Genomic DNA, 25,107 nt, shown 5'->3' with positions numbered 1-25,107 from the left:
CAATGATCGAATCCGAAGAACCCGAGAGCTTACACCATCGATCCCTTCGGGTCTTCCCGCTACACGCTCGTTCCCACGCTCCGCGTGGGATGGCCTCAACGGAAGCACCGCGTTCAGCCCTTTGGGACGCAGAGCTTCCCTGGCTGCATTCCCACGCAAAGCATGGGAACGATCAAATCTAAAAATCAATGCTTGACCAAGGAGAACGATCGTTCTACTGTTCGCCACATGAACGAAATCACCGACACCTCGACACGCGACATCATTCTGGATGTCACCGAAAAGCTGATCTATAAAAGTGGCATCGCGGCCACCGGCATGGATCTTCTGGTGAAAACCGCCGGCGTCTCCAGAAAAAGCATCTATCGTTATTTCGCCAACAAGGAAGAACTGACCGTCGCCGCCCTGCAACGTCGCGACGTGCGCTGGATGCACTGGTACCGAAGCGCCGTCGATCAGGCTGAAACCCCGGCCGATCGCCTGCTCAACCTGTTTACCGTACTCAAGGGCTGGTTCGCTTCGGAAGGTTTCCGTGGCTGTGCCTTCATCAACACCAGCGGCGAGACCGGCGATCCACAGGACCCGGTGCGCCAGGTCGCCAAAGACCACAAACAGAAGCTGCTCGACTACGTGTGCGAGCTGTGTACCGAACATGGCGCCGAGGACCCGCAACTGCTGGCCAACCAGTTGCTGATCCTGATTGACGGCGCCATTACCGTAGCGCTTGTGATGGGTGATCACAGTGCCGCTGATAATGCGCAATGCATGGCGCGTAAGTTATTGGATCTGTAACGCCTTAATAAGCCTGACAAGTTGTATAAACATTAACTTTATCGGGAGACTGAACATGTCTACTGCAGCCCAGGTACGTCCGCCATTACCCCCCTTCAACCGTGAATCGGCGATCGAGAAAGTTCGTCTGGCCGAGGACGGCTGGAACTCCCGCGATCCGGAACGGGTATCGCTGGCCTACACCCTCGACACCAAGTGGCGTAACCGCGCCGAGTTCGCCAATAACCGCGAAGAAGCCAAAGCTTTCCTGACCCGCAAATGGGCCAAGGAGCTGGATTACCGTTTGATCAAGGAGCTCTGGGCTTATTCCGACACGCGCATTGCCGTGCGCTACGCGTATGAATGGCACGACGATTCGGGCAACTGGTTCCGTTCCTACGGCAATGAAAACTGGGAGTTCGATGACAACGGCCTGATGTTCCAGCGTTACGCCTGTATCAATGACATGCCGATCAAGGAAAGCGAACGCAAGTTCCACTGGCCACTGGGGCGGCGCCCGGATGATCATCCGGGGTTGTCTGATCTCGGTCTGTAATTGACACAGTTCCAAATGTAGGCGTGAGCCTGCTCGCGATTGCGGTGTGCCAGTCAGCGGAGGTGTTGAATGTGCAGCCGCCATCGCGAGCAGGCTCACTCCCACAGTTGAAATGCATTCCCCTGTCGGAGCCTGCTCGCGATGAGGCCAGACGGGTCGCCGCAACACCCGGAAATGAGTAACATGGCTGCCCTCCCCGCAGCCCCGATCTGCGCCTTGCCGAATAAGCCGATTCCATGCCTTTCGAACTCAGCGTTGACCTCACCACCCTGGCCATTCTGGCCCTTGTAGCTTTCGTTGCCGGTTTCATCGACGCCATTGCTGGCGGTGGCGGTCTGTTGACCACCCCAGCGCTGCTGACGGCGGGTCTGCCGCCGCATCTGGTACTCGGCACCAACAAACTCAGCTCGACCTTCGGCTCGGCCACTGCCAGTTTCACCTTCTACCGGCGCAAACTGTTCCATCCACGGCAGTGGGTGCACGCAATTGTCGGCACGCTGGTCGGCGCGTTGTCCGGTGCCATCGTCGCGCATTACTTGCCGGCGGAATGGCTGAACAAAATGCTCCCGGTGATCGTCTTCGCCTGCGGTTTGTATCTGTTGTTTGGCGGCACGCCAAAGGCGCCGCTGGACAGCGACGCACCGATCAAAAAGAAATGGCAATCGACCCAAGGCTTCAGCCTCGGTTTCTATGACGGCGTGGCCGGTCCCGGCACTGGCGCATTCTGGACTGTCAGCAGCCTGCTGCTGTACCCGATCGACCTGGTCAAGGCCAGCGGTGTGGCGCGCAGCATGAACTTCGTCAGCAATATTGCCGCACTGTCAGTGTTTGTGTTTTCCGGGCAAGTGGACTGGATCATCGGCCTGAGCATGGGCCTGTCGGTGATGGTTGGCGCGTTCTTCGGCGCGCGCACCGCGCTCAGCGGCGGCGCCAAGTTCATTCGCCCGGTGTTCATCACCGTGGTACTGGGTTTGACCGTGCGCCTAGCCTGGCAGCACTGGTTCAGCGTGGCCTAAACGCCGCGCCACGTAGACGTCGATCAAGTAACGTGCAATCGATTTTGACGCCGGCAACGGCGGCAGATCGTGCACGTTGAACCACTGGGCGTCTTCGATCTCGTCTTCCTGACAGACAATCTCGCCGCCGGCGTATTCGGCATGAAAGCCCAGCATCATCGAATGCGGAAACGGCCAGCACTGGCTGCCCATGTACTGAATGTTCTTCACCTCGATCTGCACTTCTTCACGCACCTCACGAATCAGGCAATCCTCCGCCGACTCGCCCGGCTCGGCGAACCCTGCCAGCGTGCTGTAGACCCCAGCGACGAAGCGCGGTGAGCGCGCCAGCAGGATCTCGTCGCCACGGGTGATCAGCACGATCATGCTCGGCGAAATACGCGGATAACTGCGCAGATCGCACGGCTGACAGTACATCGCCCGCTCTTGCGGCACCTGCGTCATGGCTTGACCGCAATTGCCACAGAAGCGGTGTTCACGGGCCCAGGTGCCGATCTGCGCGGCGTAACCGAGCACTTTGTAGATCGTGTGATCGCCGTCGAGCATGAACGCTCGCAGCCCCTTCCAGTTGCAACCCGGTACTTCGCTGGCACTGCGCAACTCCAGCAGGTACACGGGTTCGCCATCGAGATGGCCGATGCCGTGCTCGGCAAGAATCGACAAGTCCTGACGCTTGAGCCATTCACGCGGGAACAGCGCGCCGTTGTCATCGAACAGAAAGCCTTCGGGGCTGCGCGCCACGGCCCAGCCGCCGGGTTGATCGGTGTCCAGTACTGCAGTGGTCCAGCGAGATGTCATGGTTCTCAATCCAGAAATTCGGGTTTCTGTTTGCTCATATGGGCGGCCATGGCCACGCGCAAGTCGGTGGATTGCAACATGGCGGCGTTCCAGGTGGCAACGTATTCGAGACCGTCGTCGATGCGATGGTCGCGCATGTAGCTGATCATTTCCTTGGTGCCGGTGACCGCAATCGGCGACTTGGAGGCGATGTCGCGAGCGATATCCAGCACGCCTTCGAGCAGTGCGTCCTTGTCGCTGTAGACGCGATTGACCAGGCCGATGCTACGCGCCTCTTCAGCGCCGAAGGTGCGACCGGTGTAAGCCAGTTCACGCAGCATGCCGTCACCGATGATCCGTGGCAACCGTTGCAAAGTGCCAACATCGGCGGCCATGCCAATATCGATTTCCTTGATCGAGAATTGTGCATCTTCGGCGGCGTAGCGCATGTCACAGGCTGCAATCAGATCGATCGCGCCGCCCAGGCAGTAACCCTGAATGGCGGCGATTACCGGTTTGCGGCAGTTGTCGACGGCATTGAACGAAGCTTGCAGGGTGAGGATTTTTTTGCGCAACAGGCGCGCGTTGCGGCCGACGTCCTTGCCCAGTTCATTGGCGACGCCAGCAAGCATCATCAGGTCGATGCCGGAGGAAAAGTGTTTACCGTTGCCGCTGAGCACCACCACGCGCACTTCGTCGGTGTCGTCGATCCACTGGAAGATCTCGACGATCTCGCTCCAGAACGCGGCGTTCATCGAGTTGATCTTTTCCGGGCGATTGATCTGCACATGGGCGATGTTATCGACCAGTTCGACGCTGAAGGCGGTGTATTGAGTCATGGCAGTGATCCTTTACCGGGCTGAAAATGAGGCCCGAACTATAACAAGGCATCACGGTGGCGGTTCGGCCAAATGCGGGACTTTCTGAAACGCACCTCCCATGTAGGAGCTGCCGAAGGCTGCGATCTTTTGATCTTGATCTTCAAAACCAAAATCAAAAGATCGCAGCCTGCGGCAGCTCCTACAGAGGTTGCGTGGTTAACTCGCCAAGCGCCGCAGCCCAAACAACATCCCACCCGCCCCCAGCAACATCACCGCCAGAAACACCGGGTAGGAAATCCACCACGGCGTCCCTGCCGTCATCATGCTGAACTCCGACATACCGCCAATGCTCGCAATCAGGTTCAAGGGCAAAAACACCACGTTGATCAACGTCAGTTTGCGCAGCAAATTATTCATGCTGTTGTTCATCAGGTTGCCGCGCGCGTCGATCAGACCGGAGAACACCGTGGAGTAAATCTCGGCCTGTTTGTAGCACTGGTTGTTTTCAATGATCAGGTCGTCGATCAGGCCCAGCGCTTCGCTGCTGAAGTGCTGTTTCTCGGCGTGATTACGCAGGCGCGTCAGTACCGCGCCGTTGCTGTGCAGGGCGTTGATGTAATAGATCAGGCTTTCGCTGAGGTTGAACATCTGCACCAGATGCTGGTTCTGCATCGAGGCGTTGAATTTCTGCTGCAACTCGCGGGCGACCAGTTTGATCACCTTCAAGTGCCCGAGGTAGTGATGGATGTTGTTGAACAACAAGTCGAGCAAAACATCCAGCGGCGTGTTTAACGGCTGGCGAGTGCCGAGACCGTGCAACGGCGTGTCGTCGGTGGCGATCACCAGCAGTTGCCCCGGCGCGAACAGCAGGCCGCAGGACGACACCTCGAATGCCAGGCTGCCACCGCCGGAATAGTTTTCCGGGCGTTTCCAGATCAGGAACAAGTGATCCGGGTGAAACTCGATCCGCGACACCTCGTCCGGGTCCAGTGCCGAGGCCAGTGCGTGTTCATCGACTTTGAAATGACTATGCAGCAAGTCGCGCTCGGCGGCGTCAGGGTTGCTGAACAGCATCACCTCGGCGTCCAACCGCTCGACGCGCTGCAAAGCGCCATGGCTCAGAGCAAAACTGCTGATCATCGGCGCTTCACCAGGCCTGGCCGCGGCGTTTGAGCTCCAGCCGTCGCACGAACTCTTCCAGCACCAGCGAATACAAATCGTCCTGCAAATACGCGTCTTCGATGCCCGCGTCGAGGTTCGGGTTGTCGTTGACTTCGATCACCACGACCTTGTCGCCCGCCTGCTTGAGATCGACGCCGTAGAGGCCGTCGCCAATCAAGTTGGCCGTCTTCACCGCCAGCTCCACCACCGCGCGGGGTGCCTCGTGGACGGCCAGTGTCCGGCATTCGCCGTTGACGTCCTGGCCCTTGGCCTTGTGGTTGTAGATCTGCCAGTGTCCCTTGGACATGAAATATTGGCAGGCAAAGATCGGTTTGCGGTTGAGGACACCAATGCGCCAGTCGTACTCGGTGTAGAAAAACTCCTGGGCCAGCAACAGCACCGAGTGTTCAAACAGTTCGGCCGTGGCTTCGAGCAGCGCCTGCTGACTTTCCACCTTGATCACACCACGGGAAAAACAGCCGTCGGGGATCTTCAGCACCAACGGAAAGCCCAGGCGCTCGCCCACCCGTTCGAAGTCTTCGGGTCGCTCCTTGTAGAGAATCTCGGTGGCGGGCATACCCAGTTGATGGCTGTTGAGCAGATCGGTGAGGTAAACCTTGTTGGTGCAGCGCAGGATCGACGTCGGGTCATCCATCACCACCAGTCCTTCGCTTTCGGCTTTCTTGGCGAACCGGTAGGTGTGGTTGTCGACGCTGGTGGTTTCGCGGATCAACAGGCCGTCGTACTCGGCCAGTCGCGCGTAATCTTTGCGCTCGATCAGTTCGACGTCGATGCCCATGGTCTTGCCGACCCGAATGAAATTCTCCAGCGCCCGGGGGTTGGACGGCGGCAACGCCTCTTGTGGGTCGTGCAGGATCGCTAGGTCATAACGGGCCACTTGTGGCGAACGCGGCACCCGCCAGACTTTACGGCTGAAGCCGTCCAGTGCATTGGCGAACTGATCTTCCTGATCATCACGCAACTTGTGCAAGGCGCCGGACTTTATACCTTCGATGTGCCAGCCGTTGGTTCGTTTGAACTCAACTAACAATATCGGACAGGGAAATACTTCAAACAACTGACGGGCCAGATCCTGTAATGGCTCGATATGCGTTTTGCCGAAATAAAGGGTCAGGGTAAAACCTTCGGTATCACTGTAAAGGTGATGGCTAAGGGCTTTTTCCAGGGTTTTATCGAGATCATCCAGCGCCAGGCCGTAGAGTGACTTCTTGGTCAGTTCGCTGATTGTGCGCACCGACGGAATCACCTTGTGCCCCCGTGCCTCCGCCAGCAGTGAGCAGTAATATCCGTGGCCCAGGTACTTGTAGCTGCGGCACAGGTTGATCACCTGCACACGTTTTCCCGACTCGCTTTCACGGGTTTGCTCCAGGTATTCCTGCGCTGTGATGATGTCGTCGCTGGGGAAATATGAAGCCCAATCTTCCTTGCGCTCGACAATGATCAACACTTGACTGGATGCTCTAACCGCTGAATTTAAATAAGTTGCCGCCGGCAAACTTTGCTCCGATACTTCGCGCCAATGACCCTGTACCGCTGACATAGAGATTGATCCGTTGGAGAACAAGACCTTTTCTATTAAGCACGAAGTTTTTCGAAAGTCCCGTTTCGTTACGCAACTTTTACGGTGGTCATATGAGTGCTGTTTTTCGTTTGGCGGTAGTTGAAGATCTGCCGGCGCTGCTGGCATTGGAAATGCAATGTTTCACCACAGATCGGCTCACCAGTCGCAGCTTTCAGTGGATGATCACCCGGGCCCACGCGCAATTGTTGGTAGCCGAGCGTGATGGGCAATTGCTGGGTTACGCGCTGGTGCTGTTTCATCGGGGGACGTCACTGGCACGGCTTTACTCCATCGCAATTGCTACCGAGGCTCGCGGCACCGGTCTGGGCAAGCAACTGCTGCAACGGATCGAGGCCTGCGCGCTGGACCATGATTGCGCGTACCTGCGCCTGGAGGTGCGTACTGACAACCCCGCCGCCATTGCTCTGTACGAACGCAACGGCTACCGGCGTTTCGCCTTGATTCACGATTACTACGAGGACCATGCGGATGCGCTGCGCCTGGAAAAACGCATTCTTCAGCACCGGGACTCGCGGAACATCAAGGTGCCCTGGTACGGGCAAACCACAGACTTCACCTGTGGCCCGGCGTGTCTGTTGATGGCCATGGGCGCACTGCACGCGGAGCGTTTGTTGGAGCGACGCGAGGAGTTGCAGATCTGGCGCGAGGCAACGACCGTGTTCATGACTTCGGGTCATGGCGGGTGCAGTCCGCAAGGGTTGGCACTCGCGGCATGGAAGCGCGGTTTTCGGGTACGTCTTGAGCTGAGCCTGGCCGGACCGTTGTTTCTTGACGGAGTGCGCGATGAGCATAAAAAAGACGTCATGCGCCTGGTTCACGAGGAGTTCACTGCGCAGTTGCAGGACACCGATGTGGAGCGCGTGATCGGTGCACCACTCGATTTGCCGCGCTTGCTTGATGCAGGTGGGCAGCCGCTAGTGCTGATCAGCAGCTATCGCCTGACCCGATCCAAGTCACCGCACTGGGTGGTGGTGACTGACTGTGATGAGGATTTCGTTTACCTGCACGACCCGGATGTCGATCACAGCCAGCATCGACAACCCATGGACTGCCAGCATGTGCCGGTCAGTCACGGGGAATTCGAGAAGATGTGCCGGTTTGGACGGGGAAAGTTACGGGCTGCCGTAATTTTGTACAGCCGCAATGCGCGCTGAACCCAAGGTGAGGGGCACCTCCCCTCACCTGTCCGGCACGGCGCTATTTCAGACCGATCCTGTACAGCGAACCATCGGACTCGTCAGTCAGCACATAGAGATAACCGTCAGGGCCTTGCCGTACATCCCTGATCCGTTGCTTGAGCTCACCGAGCAAGCGTTCCTCATGCACAACCTTGTCGCCATCGAACTGCAATCGAATCAACTCTTGAGAAACCAAAGCGCCGATAAACGCGTTGTGTTGCCACGGCTTGAACCGATCGCCATCGTAGAACGCCATTCCCGAAACGCCCGGTGACTTTTCCCACACATGGTGCGGATCAACCGCACCTTCGACACTTTTGCCTTTGGCTTCCGGGATTGGCTGCAGCGAATAGTTGATGCCGTGAGTCGCCTGCGGCCACCCGTAGTTTTTCCCGCGTTCGATGATATTTACCTCATCGCCACCACGCGGCCCGTGTTCGTTTTCCCAAACTGTGCCGGTCCACGGGTTGAGCGCCGCACCCTGCGGGTTGCGAATGCCGTAAGACCAGATTTCCGGCCGCACGCCGGACTGCCCCACGAACGGATTGTCGTCCGGGACCTTGCCGTCCGGATAAATCCGTACGATTTTGCCCTGCAGCTTGTCGAGATCCTGAGCAGTCGGCCGGTCGTTGTTTTCGCCCAGGGTGATGAACAGATAGCCGTCGCGATCAAACACCAGACGCGAACCGAAGTGGTTGCCGGTGGAGAGCTTAGGCTCCTGGCGGAAAATGACTTTGAAGTCCTTCAGCGTTTTCAGGTCATCCGACAAATAGCCGCGCCCCACCGCCGTCCCGGCCTTGTCCCCCGCTCCGCCACCCTCGGCGTATGACAGGTAAACCAGGCGATCCTGTTTGAAGTCCGGTGACAAGACGACATCCAGCAATCCGCCCTGTCCCTTGGCCCAGACCTTGGGCACACCGCTTATCGGTGCCGACAGATTGCCGTCCGCGCCAACCACTCGCAGGTTACCCGGTCGTTCAGTCACCAGCATGCCTTGACGATCCGGCAGGAAGGCCAGCGCCCATGGATTCTCGAGTCCCTGGGCAATCGTGGTGACTTCAAGGGTGCCCTGCTCGCTTTGCAGCTCCTTGGGGGCCGCGGCGAACGCCGGAGCACTGATCAGTGCGCCGGCGCAAAGGGTGGCTAGAAGGGTTTTACGCAACATGCACGATTCCTTTTGTCTGTTTCAAAGGCTGGCAGAAACTCGGCCCTGCCGTTCAACGATTAGTGTTGGTGCTTCGCGAAGGTGGATTGGGAATGAATGTAGGTGGCGTACTTGGCACCGAACGAATCGGCTGGCCGTTGCCAATACCTCGGTTTTCGACTGTGGGCTGACGTGGTGCAGGAACGGTGTTCGGCGCGCGGATTGGCGGGGCACTGGGCTGGGTGCCCTGCATGCTGTTGGGGTTGGCCCGGCGGATCGGGCTGTTGTAGGGATTGTTGCTGTTGCCGGCCGGACTCTGCGCCAGCACGACGTCCGCATGAACCAGACCACCACTGAGTGTCAGGACGGCGACGCCAATTAGAAATCGGTTCATGGGATGGCCTCTCGGTGTGCGTGGAATAGAGCCTTCGAGTGCACGCTACGCCGTGGGTTCGGATTTGTTAACCCGTCAGCCTTAAACAACATGTAACACGGCTTGACCAAGTCATCCGAAACCGCCGCATTCATTGGAAACTTTCGCCGCGAGCCACAGGTCACCTGAACATCACTCGGAGAACTCACCATGGCTCGGGCAATCTGGAAAGGCGCAATCAGTTTCGGACTCGTGCATATCCCCGTTGCGCTGGTTTCAGCGACGTCGTCCCAAGGCGTGGACTTCGACTGGCTCGACAGCCGCAGCATGGACCCGGTGGGGTACAAACGCGTGAACAAGGTGACCGGCAAGGAAGTCACCAAGGAAAATATCGTCAAAGGCGTGGCCTACGAAAAAGGCCGTTATGTGGTGCTCAGCGAAGAGGAAATCCGCTCGGCGCACCCGGTCTCGACCCAGACCATCGACATCTTTTCCTTTGTCGACGCCGAGCAGATTCCGCTACAGAACATCGACACGCCCTACTACCTGGCGCCGGACAAGCGCGGCGGTAAGGTCTACGCGTTGCTGCGAGAAACCCTGAGCAAGACCAACAAAGTTGCCCTCGCCCGCGTGGTTTTGCATGCACGCCAGTATCTGGCGGCGTTGATGCCTCTGGAGTCGGCGTTGGTGCTGGTCAAATTGCGTTGGCCGCAAGAGGTACGCGGCCTTGATCAACTGGAACTTGGCAGCGAGGTCACCAAGCCACAACTGGCCAAAGGTGAGTTGGACATGGCCAAACGGTTGGTTGAGGACATGAGCGGGGACTGGAAGCCCGAAGACTACAACGACGAATTTGAAGACAAGATCATGGCGTTGGTGGAGAAAAAGGCCCACGAAGGCAAGATCGAGGATGTTGAAACGGTGGGCGGCGAGGAAGAGCGCAAGACTGCCGATGTGATCGACCTGACCGAGTTGCTTAAACGCAGCCTGGGTGGCAAGGCGCCGGCTAAACCGAAGACCAAGGCAGCCAGCAAAGCTGCGCCGGCCAAGCGAACCAAGAAAGCCTCCGGGGAATGACAACTGGCGGATTGTCAGGCAACTGACAGGTTGCTTTTGAGACAGTCACTTTTCATGTAGGAGCTGCGGCACGCTGCGATCTTTTGATCCTGTTTTTAAGGGCCAAGATCAAAAGATCGCAGCGTGCCGCAGCTCCTACAGTGAACGGGGGGCGGCGCGTCAATCAGATCAGGATGAAGACCGCCAGCAAACCGCCGAAGATCGCCCACTTCTCCATGTAATACCGTGCACGATTACGCTTTTTCAGCTCTTTACCACGCAAACGGATCTTGTAGATTTTGGTAAACAACCGGTTGATCCCACCGGTCCGGTCACCCGAATCGTTCGGCGCACCCGCTGCCGACATCACCGTGCGGCTGAACCAGCTATTGAACGCTGCGGCCCAGCGATACTTCATCGGACGTTCGATGTCACAGAACAGGATGATCCGGTTCTTGTCGGTGGTGTTTTCTGCGTAATGAATGAAGGTTTCATCGAACATTACCGCCTCGCCATCGCGCCAGTGGTAGTTCTCCCCGTCGACATTGATGTAGCAACCGGCATCATTGGGCGTTTCCAGACCCAGGTGATAGCGGTAGGAGCCGGCGTACGGATCACGATGGCGTACCAGTTTGGAACCCGGCGGCAGTTCGGCGAACATCGCAGCCTTGATCGAACCGATGCTTTGCACCAGCTCGGTGGTGCGCGGACACAACTTCATCGCCGACGGATGACTTTCGCCGTACCACTTGAGGTAGAAACGCTTCCAGCCGCTTTTGAAGAACGAGTTGAAGCCGACATCGTCGTACTGGTTCGAACGCTTGATCTCGCCGGCACGGAGCAGGTTCTGTCCTTCTTCGCGAATTTCTTCCCAGTGCGCCTGCAACGGGCTCAGATCGGGAAACTCGGACGGATCGAGATACGGTTGGTTCGGCTTTTTCGAGAACAGGTACAGAAAGCAGTTGATCGGCGCGAGAAACGTCGAGTGGTCACTCAACTGCCGGCCCAGCTTGTGCCGCACGCGGCCACGCAAGTGGACGTATGCAATGGAAATGACATAAATAGCAGCAATGATGAGTTTCACGGAAATCGTCACACGTCAGAAGTAAAAAAACTGCGCGCCTGGCGGCCTGAGGCCCAGCGTCTGATGCAGTGGTCTGATTACAAAATGGCACGTCCTTGAGCCCGCGCCGCTCTAGGGCGCTGGGTGAATGGCTGGCATTTTAGCCACACTTTGTAACCGATAGTGAACCTTCATCTGTGAAAAACTGTCCCGTGATTGCGCCAATCGACACTCGTGGCGTCTTCGCCCTATCGTTTAAAGAGCCAGACCAGTACAATCGCCGCCAAACTTTACGCGCCCCCCTTGGTTGATGACGGGACTTCCCCGCTTCAGCGCACTTTGACTCGGGCCAAGCGCTCCAGCCGCACCCTCGCTACTCAGAATGCTTCGCAGGAATAACTCTTGATCTCTACAGCTAACATCACGATGCAGTTCGGCGCCAAGCCGCTCTTCGAAAACGTTTCGGTCAAATTTGGCGCGGGCAACCGTTACGGCCTGATCGGCGCCAACGGTTGCGGCAAGTCGACCTTCATGAAAATCCTCGGCGGCGACCTCGACCCGTCCGGCGGCCAGGTCATGCTTGAGCCGAACGTACGCCTGGGTAAGTTGCGCCAGGACCAGTTCGCTTACGAAGAATTCACCGTGATCGACACCGTGATCATGGGTCACGAAGAGCTGTGGAAGGTCAAGGCCGAGCGCGACCGCATCTACTCGCTGCCGGAAATGAGCGAAGAAGACGGCATGGCGGTAGCCGAGCTGGAAACCGAATTCGCTGAAATGGACGGCTACACCGCCGAATCCCGTGCCGGTGAGCTGCTGTTGGGCCTGGGTATCGGCATCGAACAGCATTTCGGCCCGATGAGCGAAGTGTCGCCAGGCTGGAAACTGCGTGTCTTGCTGGCTCAGGCGCTGTTTTCCGATCCGGAAGTACTGTTGCTCGACGAACCGACCAACCACCTGGACATCAACACCATTCGCTGGCTGGAAAACATCCTGACCCAGCGTAACAGCCTGATGATCATCATCTCTCACGACCGTCACTTCCTGAACAGCGTGTGCACCCACATGGCTGACCTGGACTACGGCGAGCTGCGCCTGTTCCCGGGCAACTACGACGAGTACATGACCGTGGCGACCCAGTCCCGCGAGCAACTGCTGTCGGACAACGCCAAGAAGAAAGCACAGATTTCCGAGCTGCAATCGTTCGTCAGCCGCTTCTCGGCCAACGCCTCGAAAGCCAAGCAGGCTACTTCCCGCGCCAAGGCGATCGACAAGATCCAGCTGGCTGAAGTCAAGCCTTCGAGCCGTGTCAGCCCGTTCATCCGCTTCGATCAGAACAAGAAGCTGCACCGCCAGGCGGTCATGGTCGAAAAAATGGCCAAAGGTTTCGACGGCAAGCCGTTGTTCAAAGACTTCAGCTTCCAGGTTGAAGCGGGCGAGCGCGTGGCGATCATTGGCCCGAACGGTATCGGCAAAACCACCCTGCTGCGTACTCTGGTCAACGAGCTCACGCCGGATGCCGGTAGCATCAAGTGGACCGACGCCGCGGAACTGGGCTACTACGCTCAGGATCACGCGCACGACTTCGAAGACGACGTCACCCTGTTCGACTGGATGGGTCAGTGGACTCAGGGCGAGCAGATGATTCGCGGTACTTTGGGTCGCATGCTGTTCTCCAACGACGAGATCCTCAAGTCGGTCAAAGTGATTTCCGGTGGTGAACAAGGTCGCATGCTATTCGGCAAGCTGATCCTGCAAAAGCCGAACGTGCTGATCATGGACGAACCGACCAACCACTTGGACATGGAATCGATCGAGGCGCTGAACCTGGCGCTGGAAAACTATCCGGGTACGTTGATCTTTGTCAGCCACGACCGTGAGTTCGTATCGTCCCTGGCCACGCGCATCATCGAGCTGAGCCCGGACGGCGTGACCGACTTCAGCGGCACCTATGATGACTACCTGCGTAGTCAGGGTGTGGTGTTCTAAGTAGCAATTTGCGCTAACTGAAAGCCCTGTCCATGTGACGGGGCTTTTTGCATTTCCGGATACGGCATGATCGTTCTTTGATCGTTAGCCTGCTTTCTTTTATTTCAGGCCCAAGCCATGATGCCGACTCTCCCACCGCCGCCCGCGAACGAGTCCTCATGTCTGCGCAGCAACTGCCACCGCAAAGCTCCATGGCGATCACCCTGCAGATCGTCTCTATCGTTTTCTATACCTTTATTGCCTTCCTCTGCATCGGTCTGCCAATTGCGGTGTTGCCCGGTTACGTGCACGAACAGTTGGGTTTCAGCGCGATCATCGCCGGGCTGGTCATAGGCTCGCAGTACCTGGCCACCCTGCTCAGTCGACCGATGGCCGGGCGCATGTCGGATACCGTCGGCACCAAACGGGCGATCGTTTATGGCTTGATCGGGATTGTGCTCAGTGGCGGGTTGACGCTGATTTCGACCTTGCTGCAAAGCTATCCGCTGCCGAGCCTGTTGATTCTGATTGTCGGGCGCTTGCTGCTGGGCGTTGCGCAGGGACTGATCGGTGTCGGCACCATCAGTTGGTGCATGGGTCAGGTCGGTGTCGAGCACACAGCAAGGTCGATCGGCTGGAACGGCATCGCGTCATACGGCGCGATTGCCATTGGCGCGCCACTGGGTGTGGTCATGGTTGCCGAATATGGTTTCGCCAGTCTGGGCATTGCACTGTCGGTGCTGGCGGCGGGTGCGCTGGTATTGATCCGCAACAAACCTTCGGTGCCGGTGGTGCGTGGCGAGCGCCTGCCGTTTTGGGCCGTGTTTGGCCGCATTGCCCCGTTTGGTGCCAGCTTGAGCCTGGCCTCGATCGGCTACGGCACGCTGACCACGTTTATCACCCTGTATTACCTCAACCGTGGCTGGAGTGGCGCGGCGTATTGCCTGACGGTGTTCGGGGTGTGCTTCATCCTCTCGCGGTTGATGTTTATTTCGGCCATTGGCCGTTTCGGCGGTTTCAATTCGGCGATCATCTGCATGACCGTGGAAACCATGGGCCTGGTGATGTTGTGGCTCGCGCCGTCAACCGCGTTTGCACTGATCGGCGCGGGATTGGCCGGGTTCGGGCTTTCACTGGTGTATCCGGCGCTGGGGGTCGAAGCGATCAAGCAGGTGCCCAACTCCAGCCGTGGCGCCGGGTTGAGTGCTTATGCGGTGTTCTTCGATCTGGCGCTGGCGATTGCCGGGCCGTTGATGGGAGCGGTAGCGTTGAATCTGGGATATTCGTGGATTTTCTTTAGTGCAGCGCTGTTGTCGGTGACGGGCTTGGGGTTGACCCTGCTGCTCAAGCGCCGGGCGATGGCTTAAAAGCAAAAGATCGTTTATTGATCTGCCGTCTGCATCCCCGCCCGCGTCGGCCTGCCCAGCGTATGCGCAAAGAACCGTCCGGCCTCCGAGATCAGATTGCGATGGATATCTTCCCGATCAACCCCATCAGCATCGGTACACAGCGCCGGCATGGCGATGATCTGCTCTTCATTACACGGCGCCATAAACACAAAGTGCCCTGCCCCGGCCAGTAACTTGAAGTCGGGCGCAGTCGGCAGTTTACGCGCCAGTGCCGCAGCGTTTTTATCGAACGCAACGAGTTTGTCGCCATCGCCGCTGTAAAGCAGCACTGGCACATGCACATCAGCCAGGGTATGGCGGCCGAACTTCAGGCTCAGTGGCGCCATCAACAGCAACGCATGCACGCGTGGATCGGCCACCGGCTGCAGGTCATCACGATCAACGATGAGTTCGCCCTGAGTGTTGCAGGCGTCACGATCGTCCGGGCGTTCCTGGCAATAACGGCGCAGGCGATCCAGATCCGGTTGCGCCCCTGACAGAATCAACGCCGTCTCGCCTCCAGCCGAATAACCGATCACACCAACCTGATCGGCATTGACGAACGGCGCCAGCATGGAGTCGCCAAGGGTTGCCGTAATCGCTTCGGAAATCTGGATTGGCCGCCCGTAGAGATTGCTCAGTGTGCCGAGTCGGCTGTGATCCTTGGAGTTGTCACCGGGATGAATCACCGCCACCACCACAAAACCTTTGCGCGCAAGCGAGGTGGCAAGGTCGTGCAGCGCCAGTGGCGTGCCGGTGTTGCCATGGGACAACATCAACATCGGAAAACGGCCCATGGCGACTTTGGTATCTTCGCCGGCCTCGACTGAATAACCTTCGAGCAGGCTCATATGTTCGCGGTCGCTGGAAGGATAGAACGCAATGGCGCGCATCGGTTGCAGATCCAACGGATCGAGGAACGTCATCTCGTGGTAACCGACGCTCCAGACAGGATGGCGCCCCGGCGCAGCTTGCACTGAATTCAGGCTGCCGAGCAGGCAAATCAGTAACGTTGCACAAAGACGCATCATGGGCTGCCCTACCCTGTTGTTACTCAATCGAAAGATCCATTGCGTTGTGAAGGCCGGAAACGCCGGGGATTCGGTACTCCGGCTCACCACTGCACTCAGACGCTGATCGCTTGACTGCACAACCCGGGCCAGATTATGTAACAGTCAGAAACAAAAAACTCCGTATCTGGCCCTTGCGGAACCAGAATACAGAGTTTTCGGGGGATTGCCTGAACGAGAGCTGTTCTTTACGCAAGCCTTACGCGGCGGCGAACAACTGCTCGCTGATCTTCGCTTGAGCGGCGGTCATGGCGTTGTTGCGCACTTCGTCGCCATACGCCAAGCCTTCGGCACGGACAATTTCGATGTCAGTGATGCCGAGGAAGCCCAGTACCAGCTTCAGATATTCTTCGTGAGCGATACCGCTGGCCTGGCCGGCATGAATGCCGCCGGAGGTGGACACGATCACCACTTTCTTGCCGCCGCACAGGCCTTCAGGGCCGGCTTCGGTGTAACGGAAAGTTTGACCGGCAACGGCAACACGGTCGATCCACGCTTTGAGTTGGGTCGGCACGGTGAAGTTGTACATCGGTGCAGCGATGACTACCGCGTCGGCAGCGATGAATTCGGCCAACGTCGAAGCGCTCAGTTCGGCCTCGTGCTGTTGGGCGGCGTCGCGCAGTTCAGCGGTGGTGCCGGCGGCCACCAGGGTGGTCGACGAGAAGTGGCTGATGGCGTCAGCGGCGAGGTCACGGTAGGTCACCACGACGCTTGGCTCAGCGACTTGCCAGGCTTTGACGACTTGGCTGCTCAACTGACGGGAAGCCGAGTTGTCGCCCAGAATGCTCGAATCGATATGCAGCAGTTTCATGTGGAATCCCCTGGAATGAATCGCCGGTGGCGACGGAATGGAGACAATCCTACGGAAGAAACCAATGGATGATTAGCCGCCGACAATGCGATAGTTTGTCCCACTGATAGAACAGTCGGATTCTCTACGATGCAAGACCTCAACGATCTCTACTATTTCGCCAAAGTCGTCGAGGCCGGCGGCTTTGCGGCCGCCGGGCGATTGCTGGGCATTCCCAAGTCGCGATTGTCGCGCCGCATCGCTGAACTAGAAGAACGCCTCGGCGCCCGCTTGCTGCAACGTACCACCCGGCAGTTGAATCTCACCGCTGTCGGTGAGCGCTATTTGCGCCACTGTCAGGCGATGTTGCTGGAAGCGGAAATGGCTGACGAGGCAGTGGCAAGCATGTCGAGTGAGCCACGAGGACGCTTGCGTGTGTCCTGCCCAACGGGTCTGGCCCGGGAAATGTTGCCGTGGGTCATCAGCGAATTCCTCGGCAAGTTCCCCCAGGTGCAACTGGAAGTGGTGTTGGTCAACCGCCGGGTCGATCTGGTCGCTGAAGGCTTTGATGTCGCCCTGCGCGTGCGTGAACACGGCGATGAAGATCCGTTGCTGGTGACCCGGCGTCTGCGTCAGGCACAAATGGTGGTGGTGGCCAGCCCGGCGTTTACTCAGGGGGCGTCGATCAGCCATCCGCAGGATCTGAGGAGTCTGCCGGTGCTTGGCGCTCTGGAGGCCGATCGCATGGTTCACGTGCGGTTGTTCGATCAACAGGGCAAGAGTTTCGAGTTGAACATGGAAGCTCGGCTGGGCATCGATGACTTTATTGTGCGCAAGGCCTGTGTGCTGGCCGGCCAGGGCTTCACATTGCTGCCGATGATGTACTGCGAGGAGGAACTGCAAAACGGCACACTCGTGCAATTGCTACCCGAGTGGTCGCTGCCCGGTGGCTGGTTGCAAGCGGTCTATCCGCATCGTCGCGGGGTGATGCCGGCGGTGCGCGCGTGGATCGATCATCTGGTCGAATCGTTCAATGCCTGTGGGGAGCGGTTGTTATGAAAAAGGCAAAAATGAGCGAGGCGGACGTTGCCGCGTTTTGCCTGGGATTACCCGGTGCGCGCGAAGACTACAAGTGGGGTGGCGTGCGCGTGTTTTCGATTGCCGGCAACAAGATGTTTGCCTTGCAGGGGCTGCGCGGAGATTCGCTGGCGTTCAAGGTCGACAAGGATCTGTTTCTCGGCCATTGCGATCGCCCGGGCATTCACCCGGCGCCGTACCTGGCGCGGGCGCAGTGGATCATCATGCACCCGCCCTACCCGCTGGGCGCCGAGGAGTTGCAGGGGTTGCTGCAACGCTCGCATCAGTTGGTAGTAGGCAAGTTGCCCAAAAAGACACAGATCGGATTATTGCTGTAAACCCGATCCCTGTAGGAGCTGCCGAAGGCTGCGATCTTTTGATCTGGTTTTTTACAATCAGGTCAAAAGATCGCAGCCTTCGGCAGCTCCTACACGGGGGCATCTTTATTAGTACAGCGATAACAGGTTCGAACCGAGAAACAGCTGATCAATCCAGAACACCTGGTGCAACAAGACGATCACCCAGAACAGCACCTGAAACGACACCTTGCGCGTCTTGTGCCGGAACACTTGCTGGGCGACCAGTGCGCCCGGCCACCCTCCGGCCAGTTCCACTGCGTGGAGGATGTTTTCCGGCGTGCGCCACGCATCGGTGCGAGCCTTGCGTTTGTCGGCCCAATACATAAAGAACGCCAGCACGCTGACGACGCCATACGCCGCCAGCGGGACCAGCGAGATCCCGCGCAACCACATCGACAGCGATCCGAACACCGGCAGCGCGCAGACAATCAGCAGCACCAGCAGCTTCAGCTTGAGGTTTTGAATACTGCCACCGGACGGGCGACCTTCAGGGCGGCGTGCGCGGGAATCATTCATGGCTTGGCCGCCGACCAGTCCACCCAGCCAAACTGCCACGTCGCCAGAATGACCAGGCCGAACACGATCCGGTACCAGGCAAATGCCGCATAGCTGTGGCTGCCGATGAACTTGAGCAACCCACGCACGGCGATCATGGCGAAGATGAACGCGGTGACGAACCCGATGGCAAACACCGGGAAGTCCGCCGGCACAAACAGATCGCGGTACTTGTAGCCCGAGTAAACCGCAGCACCGACCATGGTCGGCATCGCGAGGAAGAACGAAAACTCGGTGGCTGTTTTGCGCGACAGGCCGAACAACAGGCCGCCAATGATCGTCGAGCCGGAACGCGACGTGCCGGGAATCATCGCCAGGCACTGGGCGAAACCGATTTTCAGCGCGTCCATCCAGCGAATCTCATCGACCGTTTCCGCGTGCACCTCATGCTGACGCTGCTCAGCCCACAACATGATGATGCCGCCCACCACCAGCGCAGCAGCGACGGTGATCGGGTTGAACAGGTACTCGTGGATCAGATCGGCAAAGATCACGCCCAGCACCACGGCGGGCAGAAAAGCGATCAGCAGGTTGGCGGTGAAACGCCGCGCGCTGGGTTGCGTCGGCAAGCCAACCACCACATCGAGAATCTTGCGACGAAACTCCCAGACCACCGCGAGGATCGCGCCGAGCTGGATGATGATGTTGAACGCCATGGCTCGTTCGCCGCCGAAGTCGAGCAAGTCGGCAACGATGATCTGGTGTCCGGTACTGGAAATGGGCAAAAACTCCGTCAGCCCTTCTACAACGCCTAGTATCAGTGCCTGCAAGGCCATCCAAAGATCCATCAATCCCCCAAAGAGCGATGCACGCCGGCATGCCCCGATAGTATTTTTCTTTCGTTCACTGCGATCAGCGTAGCTGGTTGTTGCTGTACCGATTCCGCGCACACAGGATCCACACGAAACAGTCAAAATTCCGTGAAATAGCAACTTGGATTCAGGTTTTCACGCGCGGGGCCGAAATCCTAACAGACAAGCCTTAATAGCGCTGCCGCGTTATACGACTTGGGTCGCGTATGCCCGCCCACGGAATCGTGGTTGGATGCTGGCGGTCGTTTATTACAAGAAAAAGAATCCGGAGTGACAGCGTTATGAACAGCTTGCGCAGTGTGTCGATCAGCCGACGCTTGTGGCTCATCTTGATTGTGGCGGTGGTCATGTTGCTGACCTTGGGCGTGTTGATGCTCAAGCAGATTCACGACGACCTGTATCAAGCCAAGGCCCAGAAAACCCAGCACGTGGTGCAGACCGCCAGTGGTTTATTGACGTACTACCACGATCTGGAAACAGCTGGCACCCTGACCAAGGAAGCCGCGCAGAAACAGGCACTCACCGCCATTCGGGGCCTGCGTTACGACCAGAGCGACTATTTCTGGATCAACGACCTCACGCCCGTCATGGTCATGCACCCGACCAATCCCAAGCTTGAAGGCCAGAATCTCTCGGCGATCCGCGATCCGGATGGCTTTGCCGTGTTTAACGAAATGGTCGCCATCGCCAAGAGCAAAGGCGCCGGCATGGTCGATTACCGGTGGCCGAAACCGGGCGCCAGTGAGCCGGTGGCTAAAACCTCCTACGTGAAACTGTTCGAGCCTTGGGGCTGGGTGCTCGGTTCCGGCGTTTATGTCGATGATGTGCAGGCCGAATTTCAGGGCCAAATGATCAAGGCGACGGTGATCGGCCTGGTGATTGCCCTGATCATGGCATTGCTGGTCATCATGATCGCGCGCAGCATCGTGCGCCCGTTGCAGGAAACCGTGAACGCCATGGCCAACATCGCCAGCGGCGAAAGCGACCTCACCCGCAGCCTCGATACCCACGGCAAGGATGAAGTCACGGAACTCGCACATCACTTCAACGCCTTCACCGCCAAATTGCGCGGAGTGATTGGTGAGTTGCAGGTGTCGGCCAGTGCGCTGGGCCAGTCGTCCAGCGAACTGGGCAATGATGCTTCCCAGGCTCAGCAACGCAGCCAGCAGCAATCGCAACAGATGGAACTGGTGGCCACCGCAATCAACGAAGTGACCTACGGCGTGCAGGATGTGGCGAAAAACGCCGAACATGCGGCCGCTGAAATGCGTGACGCCGAAGCGCAGGCGCAACAGGGCCAGATCAACATCGACGGCAGCCTGCAACAGATCGACAAGCTATCCGGCACCATTGATCAGGCGGTGGAAGTGATTCGTACCCTCGCCGCCGAAAGCACCCAGATCGGCAGTGTGCTGGAAGTGATTCGCTCGATTGCCGAGCAGACCAATCTGCTGGCGCTCAACGCGGCCATTGAAGCGGCACGGGCTGGCGAACAGGGCCGAGGGTTTGCCGTGGTCGCGGATGAAGTGCGCTTGCTGGCACAGCGTACGCAGAAGTCGACGGCGGAAATCCAATCGATGATCGAGCGCCTGCAAAACCACTCCGAGGCGGCAGTCAAGGTGATCGGCGAGAGCAGCAAAGCTTCGCAATTAACCATTGAACAGGCCGGGCTGGCGGGTGCAAGCCTGAATGCCATCGGCCAGGCACTGCGCAACCTCAATGGCCTGAATGCATCAATTGCCAGTGCCACACTGCAACAGGCGCATGTGGTCGAGGACATCAATCAGAACGTCACGCAAGCGGCCGGTTTGTCTCACAGCACGGCGCTGGCGGCGGAGCAGTCGAGTGTCGCCAGCGTGCGACTCGGACAATTGAGCGAACAGTTAAACAACCTCCTGCGCCAGTTCCGCGTGTAACACATAACCTGTGGGAGCGAGCTAAATTTTCAGCAGGCTCACTCCCACAGGTTTTCTCGGTACAATCCGCCCCCGTCTTCAACTCCCCCAAGGAACCCCCATGTCCGGGCTTGAACTGTTTGCCGCCGCTCTCGGTGTGATCGCCGTGTGGCTGACGGTCAAACAGAATCCGTGGTGCTGGCCGATCGGCCTGGTCATGGTGTTGCTCTATAGCTGGATCTTCTTTGAAGTGAAGCTGTATTCGGACATGTTGCTGCAAGTAATCTACGCCGCGTTGCAACTCTACGGCTGGTGGCAGTGGACGCGTGCGGGGACGATGCATGACGGGCGGGAGGTCACGCGTCTGGATACTCGTTCGGTGTTGCTTGGCCTGAGTGTTGGCGCTGTCGGCAGTGTCCTGCTCGGGGCGGCCATGGCCCACTGGACTGACGCCGCGCAACCGTGGCTGGACGCCGCGCTCACCGGTTTCAGCCTGGTCGCGCAGTTATGGATGGCACAAAAACGCCTGCAATGCTGGGCACTGTGGTTTGTGCTTGATGTGATTTTTGTCGGCTTGTTCCTCTACAAGGGGCTTTACCTGACCGCCGCCCTGTATGCACTGTTTACGCTGATTGCGATTCAGGGCTGGCGCGAATGGCGCGCCGATCCGGCGTTGCGTACTTGAAGGTCGTGGTTTTGACCGGCCCCGAATCCACTGGCAAGAGCTGGCTGGCGGCAGGCCTTCAGCAACGGTTCGGCGGACTGCGGGTGGACGAGTATGTACGCTGGTTCATCGAGCAGAATCCCCGTGACACCTGTCTGGCGGACATTCCCGAGATCGCCAGCGGCCAACTGCAATGGGAAGATCAGGCGCGAGCGCAAAAGCCGTCGCTGCTGATTCTCGACACCCACCTGCTGAGCAACATCCTCTGGAGCCAGACCCTGTTTGGCGACTGCCCGACGTGGCTTGAACCGCAATTGCTGGCGCGACATTACGATCTGCATCTTTTGCTGTCTCCGGAACAGATCGACTGGACCGATGACGGCCAGCGCTGCCAGCCGGATCTGGATGAGCGCCTTGGGTTCTATCGAGCCACTCGCGACTGGCTTGAGCAACATCGACAGCCGTTCCAGATCATTCAGGGCGACTGGTCCGAGCGCCAGACGCAAGCCTTTGCCGCTGTGGCGACTTTGCTGGACGAGTAAGGGCATTCGGGCCAACTTCCCCACTGTTTACCCCTGCTTTGGGGCAAAAGTGTCCATTCCTGAAACACTCGCGCGAGTGCAAAGTGCCCGTTTCAACGGCATTCATCGCTTTGTCACACCGGTTGTTACGCCGTTGAAACACCCCGCCGCAAACCCGTGTTCCAGAGCATTGCTCAGCCAATAGACCGGTCGGCAATCCTGTACGTGTTTCAACGATGAAACAGCTTGCGCATCAGGCATGCCCGTCTTCGCCTTAACTCATTGATATTGCGCAACAATCAAAAAGCGGCACAGCTTTCGCTCTTTCCTTCCCAACGCTGACTAGGGCCAGCCCACTGAAGAAGGAATTGCCGCCGTGGGGAACTTCAATAAAAGCTTGACCTGCCTCCTGCTGATCGGATCAGCAGCCAGCACAATCCTCAGTTTCAACGTTCAGGCCGAAGGCAACGGCGTTATCGTCCTCAACCGCGATGTACAGCCTATCCCTATTGGTCGCAGCGGCGGCAAAGACCCCTACCCAACGACCGTCAACGCCAACCCTTCGGCCCGCATCAATCAAGCGACGAGCAGCACCGAGCTCAATGACGGTGACTTTGCCAGTGTCGCCAGCGGCTCTTCGATTCGCGGCAACATCACCACGCCTACGGCAAACATGCCGGGCATGAACACACTCACCAACCCCAACGGCATGCCCGGCATGAACGGCGGTCACGGCGGCGGCGCTGGCGGTTCGATCTCCAACACCGTCAATCGCGCAATGAGCTCCGGCCTTGCTCCGCTGACCCGCATGGCTGGAGGCCAATAAGATGAATCGCACCCTTGTGCTGCTCGCCCTTCTCGGCTGCTCCCACGCAATGGCCGACCCCGGCTCAGTGAACAACGCGAACATTCAGGACACCGGCATCCAGTACCGCGGCAATTACAACGTCAACCAGGCCGCCGGCGACCAAATGCAACAGACCAACACCAAGGCCATCGCCATCGGCACCTCGGCCAGTGCCACCACCAACGTCAGGCAGCGGATCGATACTCCGGCCAATCCCTCGATGAATGCCAGCGCAACCATTGGCGGCAACTCTTTCAGTAACGGCAACGGGATTCTGGGCGTGAACCAGGGCGCCGGGGCCAACAACCAGATGGCCAACGTGACGCGCGTCAGCATCAGTGCTGCCCCGCAGAGCGTTGATGACAGCGCCCTTTCGCAACAGAACGTGGCGTTTTTACCGAGCTCAGGAGCAACTGGTACCTCAATCGGCAGTCGCCAGGTCACGACAAGTGATCAGGCCTTCACCGGCAGCCGAGGGGTAATCCAGGTGAACCAGAGTGCCGGGGTGGGGAACCGTATGGCTAACACCCTGAGCATCCGGGTCGCAGACTGACCCAAATAAAAAGCAGTGCCAATTAGAAAGTACCAACACTTAACCAACTAATAAGCACGGAGAAACACCATGAAACCTACAATGGCTCTCAAACCACTGGTTTTCGCACTTGCAGCAGTGATGGCAATCGCAGCACAGGCAGGCGGTCGTGATGACGATCATGGTAATGGGCATGGTCCAAAAGGCCCTACCCTGGAACAACTTCTGCAAATCACCGCCGGTGCTGGCGCCGCTGTGCTCGACGAGCAAAACAGCGACGGCAACGTGGTGAAAAACCAAGGCACCAAAAACAACGCTAACGCCAGTGACTCGCTCAACGGTTCCAACGGCAACATGGGCGCTAACGTGGCAGCCGGCGACGGCAACCAGCAAGACAACGCCGCAGCATTGGCTACCGCCGACGAAAGTTTCATCTTTGGTACTGCTGTTGCTGTCTCGAGTGCAACTCAAGTCAACAACAACAACTATGTTAAAAACTCGTCGACCACCAATACCGCAACACTCAACAACGCTGGCAATAACGGTTCCGGCAACATCGGGATCAACGTGACTGCCGGCAACTTCAACCAGCAGAAAAACAACCTGGCAATCGCCGTATCTGGCGGCCGTGTAGCCAGCGCCGCTGCTGCGGCCAACCAGTCTTCCACTGGTCTGGTCGTAGACAACAAAGGCGTGCGGACCTACAAAACAGACACCCTCACCGGCACCTACGCGGCCGCTGGCGTGTTTAAAGCCAAAGGTACTGCAACCATCGAAGACGATGATCACGGCGGTTATGGCAATCGTGGCGGCGGCCACGGCGGCAACGATGATCAGAAAGCCAAGTTCGAAGCCGTGGGTACTTTTGGCCTCGCTGGCGTAACCACCCAACAAGTGCTGACCAAAGATGGCTGGAAAACCCCTGTAACCAACAACGCCAACATGACCAACTCGATGAACAACTTCTCCGGCAACGGTGGAGCCAACGTCTCGGCGGGTGTGGGCAACCAACAAAGCAACTCGCTGTCCATCGCCGCAGGTTGCAAAGCCTGCATGTAATCGCGATCGAAACGAAAGCCCCGGAAACGGGGCTTTTCCTCAGTCCGCAAA

General features: G+C 58.2%; 26 protein-coding genes. 15 read left to right on the top strand and 11 right to left on the bottom strand.

All coding sequences use genetic code 11. The features are described from left to right. The first annotated feature begins 228 nt into the window (after window positions 1-228). From ACA074_RS13775 to ACA074_RS13765, 3 genes are all read left to right on the top strand, one after another. Entirely contained in the window at window positions 229-792 is a 564-nt protein-coding gene (locus ACA074_RS13775) for a TetR/AcrR family transcriptional regulator (protein ID WP_401264371.1), read from the top strand. Window positions 793-847: 55 nt separating this feature from the next. Then, window positions 848-1,327: a nuclear transport factor 2 family protein gene (locus tag ACA074_RS13770; protein WP_103302046.1), complete on the top strand. Its 480-nt coding sequence runs from the start codon at window positions 848-850 to the stop codon at window positions 1,325-1,327. Window positions 1,328-1,563: 236 nt separating this feature from the next. Then, window positions 1,564-2,343 (top strand): TSUP family transporter, encoded by a 780-nt coding sequence (locus ACA074_RS13765; protein ID WP_497679269.1) that lies wholly within the window; start codon window positions 1,564-1,566, stop codon window positions 2,341-2,343. Here ACA074_RS13765 and nudC read toward each other — a convergent pair. From nudC to ACA074_RS13745, 4 genes are all read right to left on the bottom strand, one after another. Next, window positions 2,311-3,141: an NAD(+) diphosphatase gene (gene nudC, locus ACA074_RS13760; protein WP_497659533.1), complete on the bottom strand. Its 831-nt coding sequence runs from the start codon at window positions 3,139-3,141 to the stop codon at window positions 2,311-2,313. The two genes, ACA074_RS13765 and nudC, sit on opposite strands and share 33 nt — an antisense overlap. Before the next feature lie 5 nt (window positions 3,142-3,146). Next, window positions 3,147-3,959 (bottom strand): crotonase/enoyl-CoA hydratase family protein, encoded by an 813-nt coding sequence (locus tag ACA074_RS13755; RefSeq protein ID WP_187681219.1) that lies wholly within the window; start codon window positions 3,957-3,959, stop codon window positions 3,147-3,149. A 198-nt stretch (window positions 3,960-4,157) separates the two neighbouring features. Continuing rightward, window positions 4,158-5,081: a magnesium transporter CorA family protein gene (locus tag ACA074_RS13750; protein WP_187681218.1), complete on the bottom strand. Its 924-nt coding sequence runs from the start codon at window positions 5,079-5,081 to the stop codon at window positions 4,158-4,160. Window positions 5,082-5,088: 7 nt separating this feature from the next. Further along, complete coding sequence (locus ACA074_RS13745; protein ID WP_401272071.1) at window positions 5,089-6,663, bottom strand: RimK family ATP-grasp domain-containing protein; 1,575 nt, start codon at window positions 6,661-6,663, stop codon at window positions 5,089-5,091. 92 nt (window positions 6,664-6,755) lie between these two features. Between ACA074_RS13745 and rimI the strand changes: the two genes are divergently transcribed. Then, a complete protein-coding gene (rimI, locus tag ACA074_RS13740; RefSeq protein WP_401272070.1) occupies window positions 6,756-7,859 on the top strand; it encodes a ribosomal protein S18-alanine N-acetyltransferase in 1,104 nt (367 codons plus the stop codon). A 43-nt stretch (window positions 7,860-7,902) separates the two neighbouring features. On the opposite strand, the gene ACA074_RS13735 is transcribed toward rimI, so the two are convergent. Continuing rightward, window positions 7,903-9,048 carry a PQQ-dependent sugar dehydrogenase gene (locus ACA074_RS13735; RefSeq protein WP_497618154.1) on the bottom strand — a complete coding sequence of 382 codons (1,146 nt, stop codon included), beginning with the start codon at window positions 9,046-9,048 and terminating at the stop codon, window positions 7,903-7,905. Window positions 9,049-9,100: 52 nt separating this feature from the next. Further along, window positions 9,101-9,421, bottom strand: a complete 321-nt coding sequence (locus tag ACA074_RS13730) for a hypothetical protein (protein WP_489879871.1) — start codon at window positions 9,419-9,421, stop codon at window positions 9,101-9,103. 189 nt (window positions 9,422-9,610) lie between these two features. Between ACA074_RS13730 and ku the strand changes: the two genes are divergently transcribed. Continuing rightward, window positions 9,611-10,477 (top strand): non-homologous end joining protein Ku, encoded by an 867-nt coding sequence (ku, locus tag ACA074_RS13725; RefSeq protein WP_497679268.1) that lies wholly within the window; start codon window positions 9,611-9,613, stop codon window positions 10,475-10,477. Between the two features lie 163 nt (window positions 10,478-10,640). Here ku and lpxO read toward each other — a convergent pair whose 3' ends face one another. Continuing rightward, entirely contained in the window at window positions 10,641-11,540 is a 900-nt protein-coding gene (gene lpxO, locus ACA074_RS13720; RefSeq protein WP_489879869.1) for a lipid A hydroxylase LpxO, read from the bottom strand. A gap of 381 nt (window positions 11,541-11,921) precedes the next feature. Here lpxO and ACA074_RS13715 point away from each other — a divergent pair, with 381 nt between their 5' ends. Together ACA074_RS13715 and ACA074_RS13710 are read left to right on the top strand one after the other, a co-directional pair. After that, a complete protein-coding gene (locus tag ACA074_RS13715; RefSeq protein WP_187681360.1) occupies window positions 11,922-13,508 on the top strand; it encodes an ABC-F family ATPase in 1,587 nt (528 codons plus the stop codon). Between the two features lie 158 nt (window positions 13,509-13,666). Beyond that, a complete protein-coding gene (locus ACA074_RS13710; protein ID WP_497679267.1) occupies window positions 13,667-14,854 on the top strand; it encodes an MFS transporter in 1,188 nt (395 codons plus the stop codon). Between the two features lie 14 nt (window positions 14,855-14,868). On the opposite strand, the gene ACA074_RS13705 is transcribed toward ACA074_RS13710, so the two are convergent. Both ACA074_RS13705 and ACA074_RS13700 read right to left on the bottom strand, forming a co-directional pair. Then, window positions 14,869-15,906, bottom strand: a complete 1,038-nt coding sequence (locus tag ACA074_RS13705) for an alpha/beta hydrolase family protein (RefSeq protein ID WP_401267462.1) — start codon at window positions 15,904-15,906, stop codon at window positions 14,869-14,871. 238 nt (window positions 15,907-16,144) lie between these two features. Next, window positions 16,145-16,756, bottom strand: a complete 612-nt coding sequence (locus ACA074_RS13700; protein WP_401267461.1) for an FMN-dependent NADH-azoreductase — start codon at window positions 16,754-16,756, stop codon at window positions 16,145-16,147. A 129-nt stretch (window positions 16,757-16,885) separates the two neighbouring features. Between ACA074_RS13700 and ACA074_RS13695 the strand changes: the two genes are divergently transcribed. Further along, window positions 16,886-17,794: a LysR substrate-binding domain-containing protein gene (locus ACA074_RS13695; protein WP_401267458.1), complete on the top strand. Its 909-nt coding sequence runs from the start codon at window positions 16,886-16,888 to the stop codon at window positions 17,792-17,794. Further along, window positions 17,791-18,150, top strand: a complete 360-nt coding sequence (locus ACA074_RS13690; protein WP_187681355.1) for an MmcQ/YjbR family DNA-binding protein — start codon at window positions 17,791-17,793, stop codon at window positions 18,148-18,150. The genes ACA074_RS13695 and ACA074_RS13690 overlap by 4 nt, the downstream gene beginning before the upstream one ends. Window positions 18,151-18,258: 108 nt before the next feature. Here ACA074_RS13690 and ACA074_RS13685 read toward each other — a convergent pair whose 3' ends face one another. Both ACA074_RS13685 and ACA074_RS13680 read right to left on the bottom strand, forming a co-directional pair. After that, on the bottom strand, window positions 18,259-18,687 hold the full coding sequence (locus ACA074_RS13685; protein WP_497679266.1) for a DUF1294 domain-containing protein: 429 nt from the start codon (window positions 18,685-18,687) through the stop codon (window positions 18,259-18,261). Then, complete coding sequence (locus ACA074_RS13680) at window positions 18,684-19,514, bottom strand: undecaprenyl-diphosphate phosphatase (RefSeq protein WP_497679265.1); 831 nt, start codon at window positions 19,512-19,514, stop codon at window positions 18,684-18,686. Before ACA074_RS13680 ends, ACA074_RS13685 begins: the two co-directional genes overlap by 4 nt. Window positions 19,515-19,819: 305 nt before the next feature. On the opposite strand from ACA074_RS13680, the gene ACA074_RS13675 reads away from it, so the two are divergent. The 6 genes from ACA074_RS13675 (at window position 19,820) to fapC (ending at window position 25,056) form a co-directional block, all read left to right on the top strand. Beyond that, a complete protein-coding gene (locus tag ACA074_RS13675; RefSeq protein WP_497679264.1) occupies window positions 19,820-21,454 on the top strand; it encodes a methyl-accepting chemotaxis protein in 1,635 nt (544 codons plus the stop codon). A 100-nt stretch (window positions 21,455-21,554) separates the two neighbouring features. Continuing rightward, on the top strand, window positions 21,555-22,118 hold the full coding sequence (pnuC, locus tag ACA074_RS13670; protein ID WP_187678374.1) for a nicotinamide riboside transporter PnuC: 564 nt from the start codon (window positions 21,555-21,557) through the stop codon (window positions 22,116-22,118). Continuing rightward, window positions 22,115-22,639, top strand: coding sequence for an AAA family ATPase (locus ACA074_RS13665; RefSeq protein WP_497679328.1), 525 nt, complete (start codon window positions 22,115-22,117; stop codon window positions 22,637-22,639). Before pnuC ends, ACA074_RS13665 begins: the two co-directional genes overlap by 4 nt. A 355-nt stretch (window positions 22,640-22,994) precedes the next feature. Next, window positions 22,995-23,444, top strand: coding sequence for a functional amyloid chaperone FapA (gene fapA, locus ACA074_RS13660; RefSeq protein ID WP_497679263.1), 450 nt, complete (start codon window positions 22,995-22,997; stop codon window positions 23,442-23,444). Window position 23,445: 1 nt separating this feature from the next. Beyond that, window positions 23,446-24,018, top strand: a complete 573-nt coding sequence (gene fapB, locus ACA074_RS13655; protein ID WP_497679262.1) for a fibril amyloid subunit FapB — start codon at window positions 23,446-23,448, stop codon at window positions 24,016-24,018. A gap of 69 nt (window positions 24,019-24,087) precedes the next feature. After that, window positions 24,088-25,056 carry an amyloid-like fimbrin subunit FapC gene (gene fapC / locus ACA074_RS13650; protein ID WP_497679261.1) on the top strand — a complete coding sequence of 323 codons (969 nt, stop codon included), beginning with the start codon at window positions 24,088-24,090 and terminating at the stop codon, window positions 25,054-25,056. Window positions 25,057-25,107 lie beyond the last annotated feature (51 nt).

The sequence above is a fragment of the Pseudomonas sp. LBUM1655 genome (genome assembly GCF_059716085.1).
This window is presented reverse-complemented; position numbering and strand designations above follow the sequence as displayed.

Bases quoted from the DNA above. Each gene is read 5' to 3' on its own strand.
- ACA074_RS13730 (WP_489879871.1), bottom strand. From the start codon at position 9,421: ATGAACCGATTTCTAATTGGCGTCGCCGTCCTGACACTCAGTGGTGGT.
- ACA074_RS13680 (WP_497679265.1), bottom strand. From the start codon at position 19,514: ATGGATCTTTGGATGGCCTTGCAGGCACTGATACTAGGCGTTGTAGAA.
- ACA074_RS13755 (WP_187681219.1), bottom strand. From the start codon at position 3,959: ATGACTCAATACACCGCCTTCAGCGTCGAACTGGTCGATAACATCGCC.
- ACA074_RS13710 (WP_497679267.1), top strand. From the start codon at position 13,667: ATGTCTGCGCAGCAACTGCCACCGCAAAGCTCCATGGCGATCACCCTG.
- ACA074_RS13695 (WP_401267458.1), top strand. From the start codon at position 16,886: ATGCAAGACCTCAACGATCTCTACTATTTCGCCAAAGTCGTCGAGGCC.
- ACA074_RS13690 (WP_187681355.1), top strand. From the start codon at position 17,791: ATGAAAAAGGCAAAAATGAGCGAGGCGGACGTTGCCGCGTTTTGCCTG.
- ACA074_RS13745 (WP_401272071.1), bottom strand. From the start codon at position 6,663: ATGTCAGCGGTACAGGGTCATTGGCGCGAAGTATCGGAGCAAAGTTTG.
- fapC (WP_497679261.1), top strand. From the start codon at position 24,088: ATGAAACCTACAATGGCTCTCAAACCACTGGTTTTCGCACTTGCAGCA.
- ACA074_RS13750 (WP_187681218.1), bottom strand. From the start codon at position 5,081: ATGATCAGCAGTTTTGCTCTGAGCCATGGCGCTTTGCAGCGCGTCGAG.
- ACA074_RS13700 (WP_401267461.1), bottom strand. From the start codon at position 16,756: ATGAAACTGCTGCATATCGATTCGAGCATTCTGGGCGACAACTCGGCT.
- ACA074_RS13705 (WP_401267462.1), bottom strand. From the start codon at position 15,906: ATGATGCGTCTTTGTGCAACGTTACTGATTTGCCTGCTCGGCAGCCTG.
- ACA074_RS13685 (WP_497679266.1), bottom strand. From the start codon at position 18,687: ATGAATGATTCCCGCGCACGCCGCCCTGAAGGTCGCCCGTCCGGTGGC.
- pnuC (WP_187678374.1), top strand. From the start codon at position 21,555: ATGTCCGGGCTTGAACTGTTTGCCGCCGCTCTCGGTGTGATCGCCGTG.
- ACA074_RS13775 (WP_401264371.1), top strand. From the start codon at position 229: ATGAACGAAATCACCGACACCTCGACACGCGACATCATTCTGGATGTC.
- ACA074_RS13770 (WP_103302046.1), top strand. From the start codon at position 848: ATGTCTACTGCAGCCCAGGTACGTCCGCCATTACCCCCCTTCAACCGT.
- ACA074_RS13765 (WP_497679269.1), top strand. From the start codon at position 1,564: ATGCCTTTCGAACTCAGCGTTGACCTCACCACCCTGGCCATTCTGGCC.
- ACA074_RS13735 (WP_497618154.1), bottom strand. From the start codon at position 9,048: ATGTTGCGTAAAACCCTTCTAGCCACCCTTTGCGCCGGCGCACTGATC.
- fapB (WP_497679262.1), top strand. From the start codon at position 23,446: ATGAATCGCACCCTTGTGCTGCTCGCCCTTCTCGGCTGCTCCCACGCA.
- rimI (WP_401272070.1), top strand. From the start codon at position 6,756: ATGAGTGCTGTTTTTCGTTTGGCGGTAGTTGAAGATCTGCCGGCGCTG.
- nudC (WP_497659533.1), bottom strand. From the start codon at position 3,141: ATGACATCTCGCTGGACCACTGCAGTACTGGACACCGATCAACCCGGC.
- ACA074_RS13675 (WP_497679264.1), top strand. From the start codon at position 19,820: ATGAACAGCTTGCGCAGTGTGTCGATCAGCCGACGCTTGTGGCTCATC.
- ku (WP_497679268.1), top strand. From the start codon at position 9,611: ATGGCTCGGGCAATCTGGAAAGGCGCAATCAGTTTCGGACTCGTGCAT.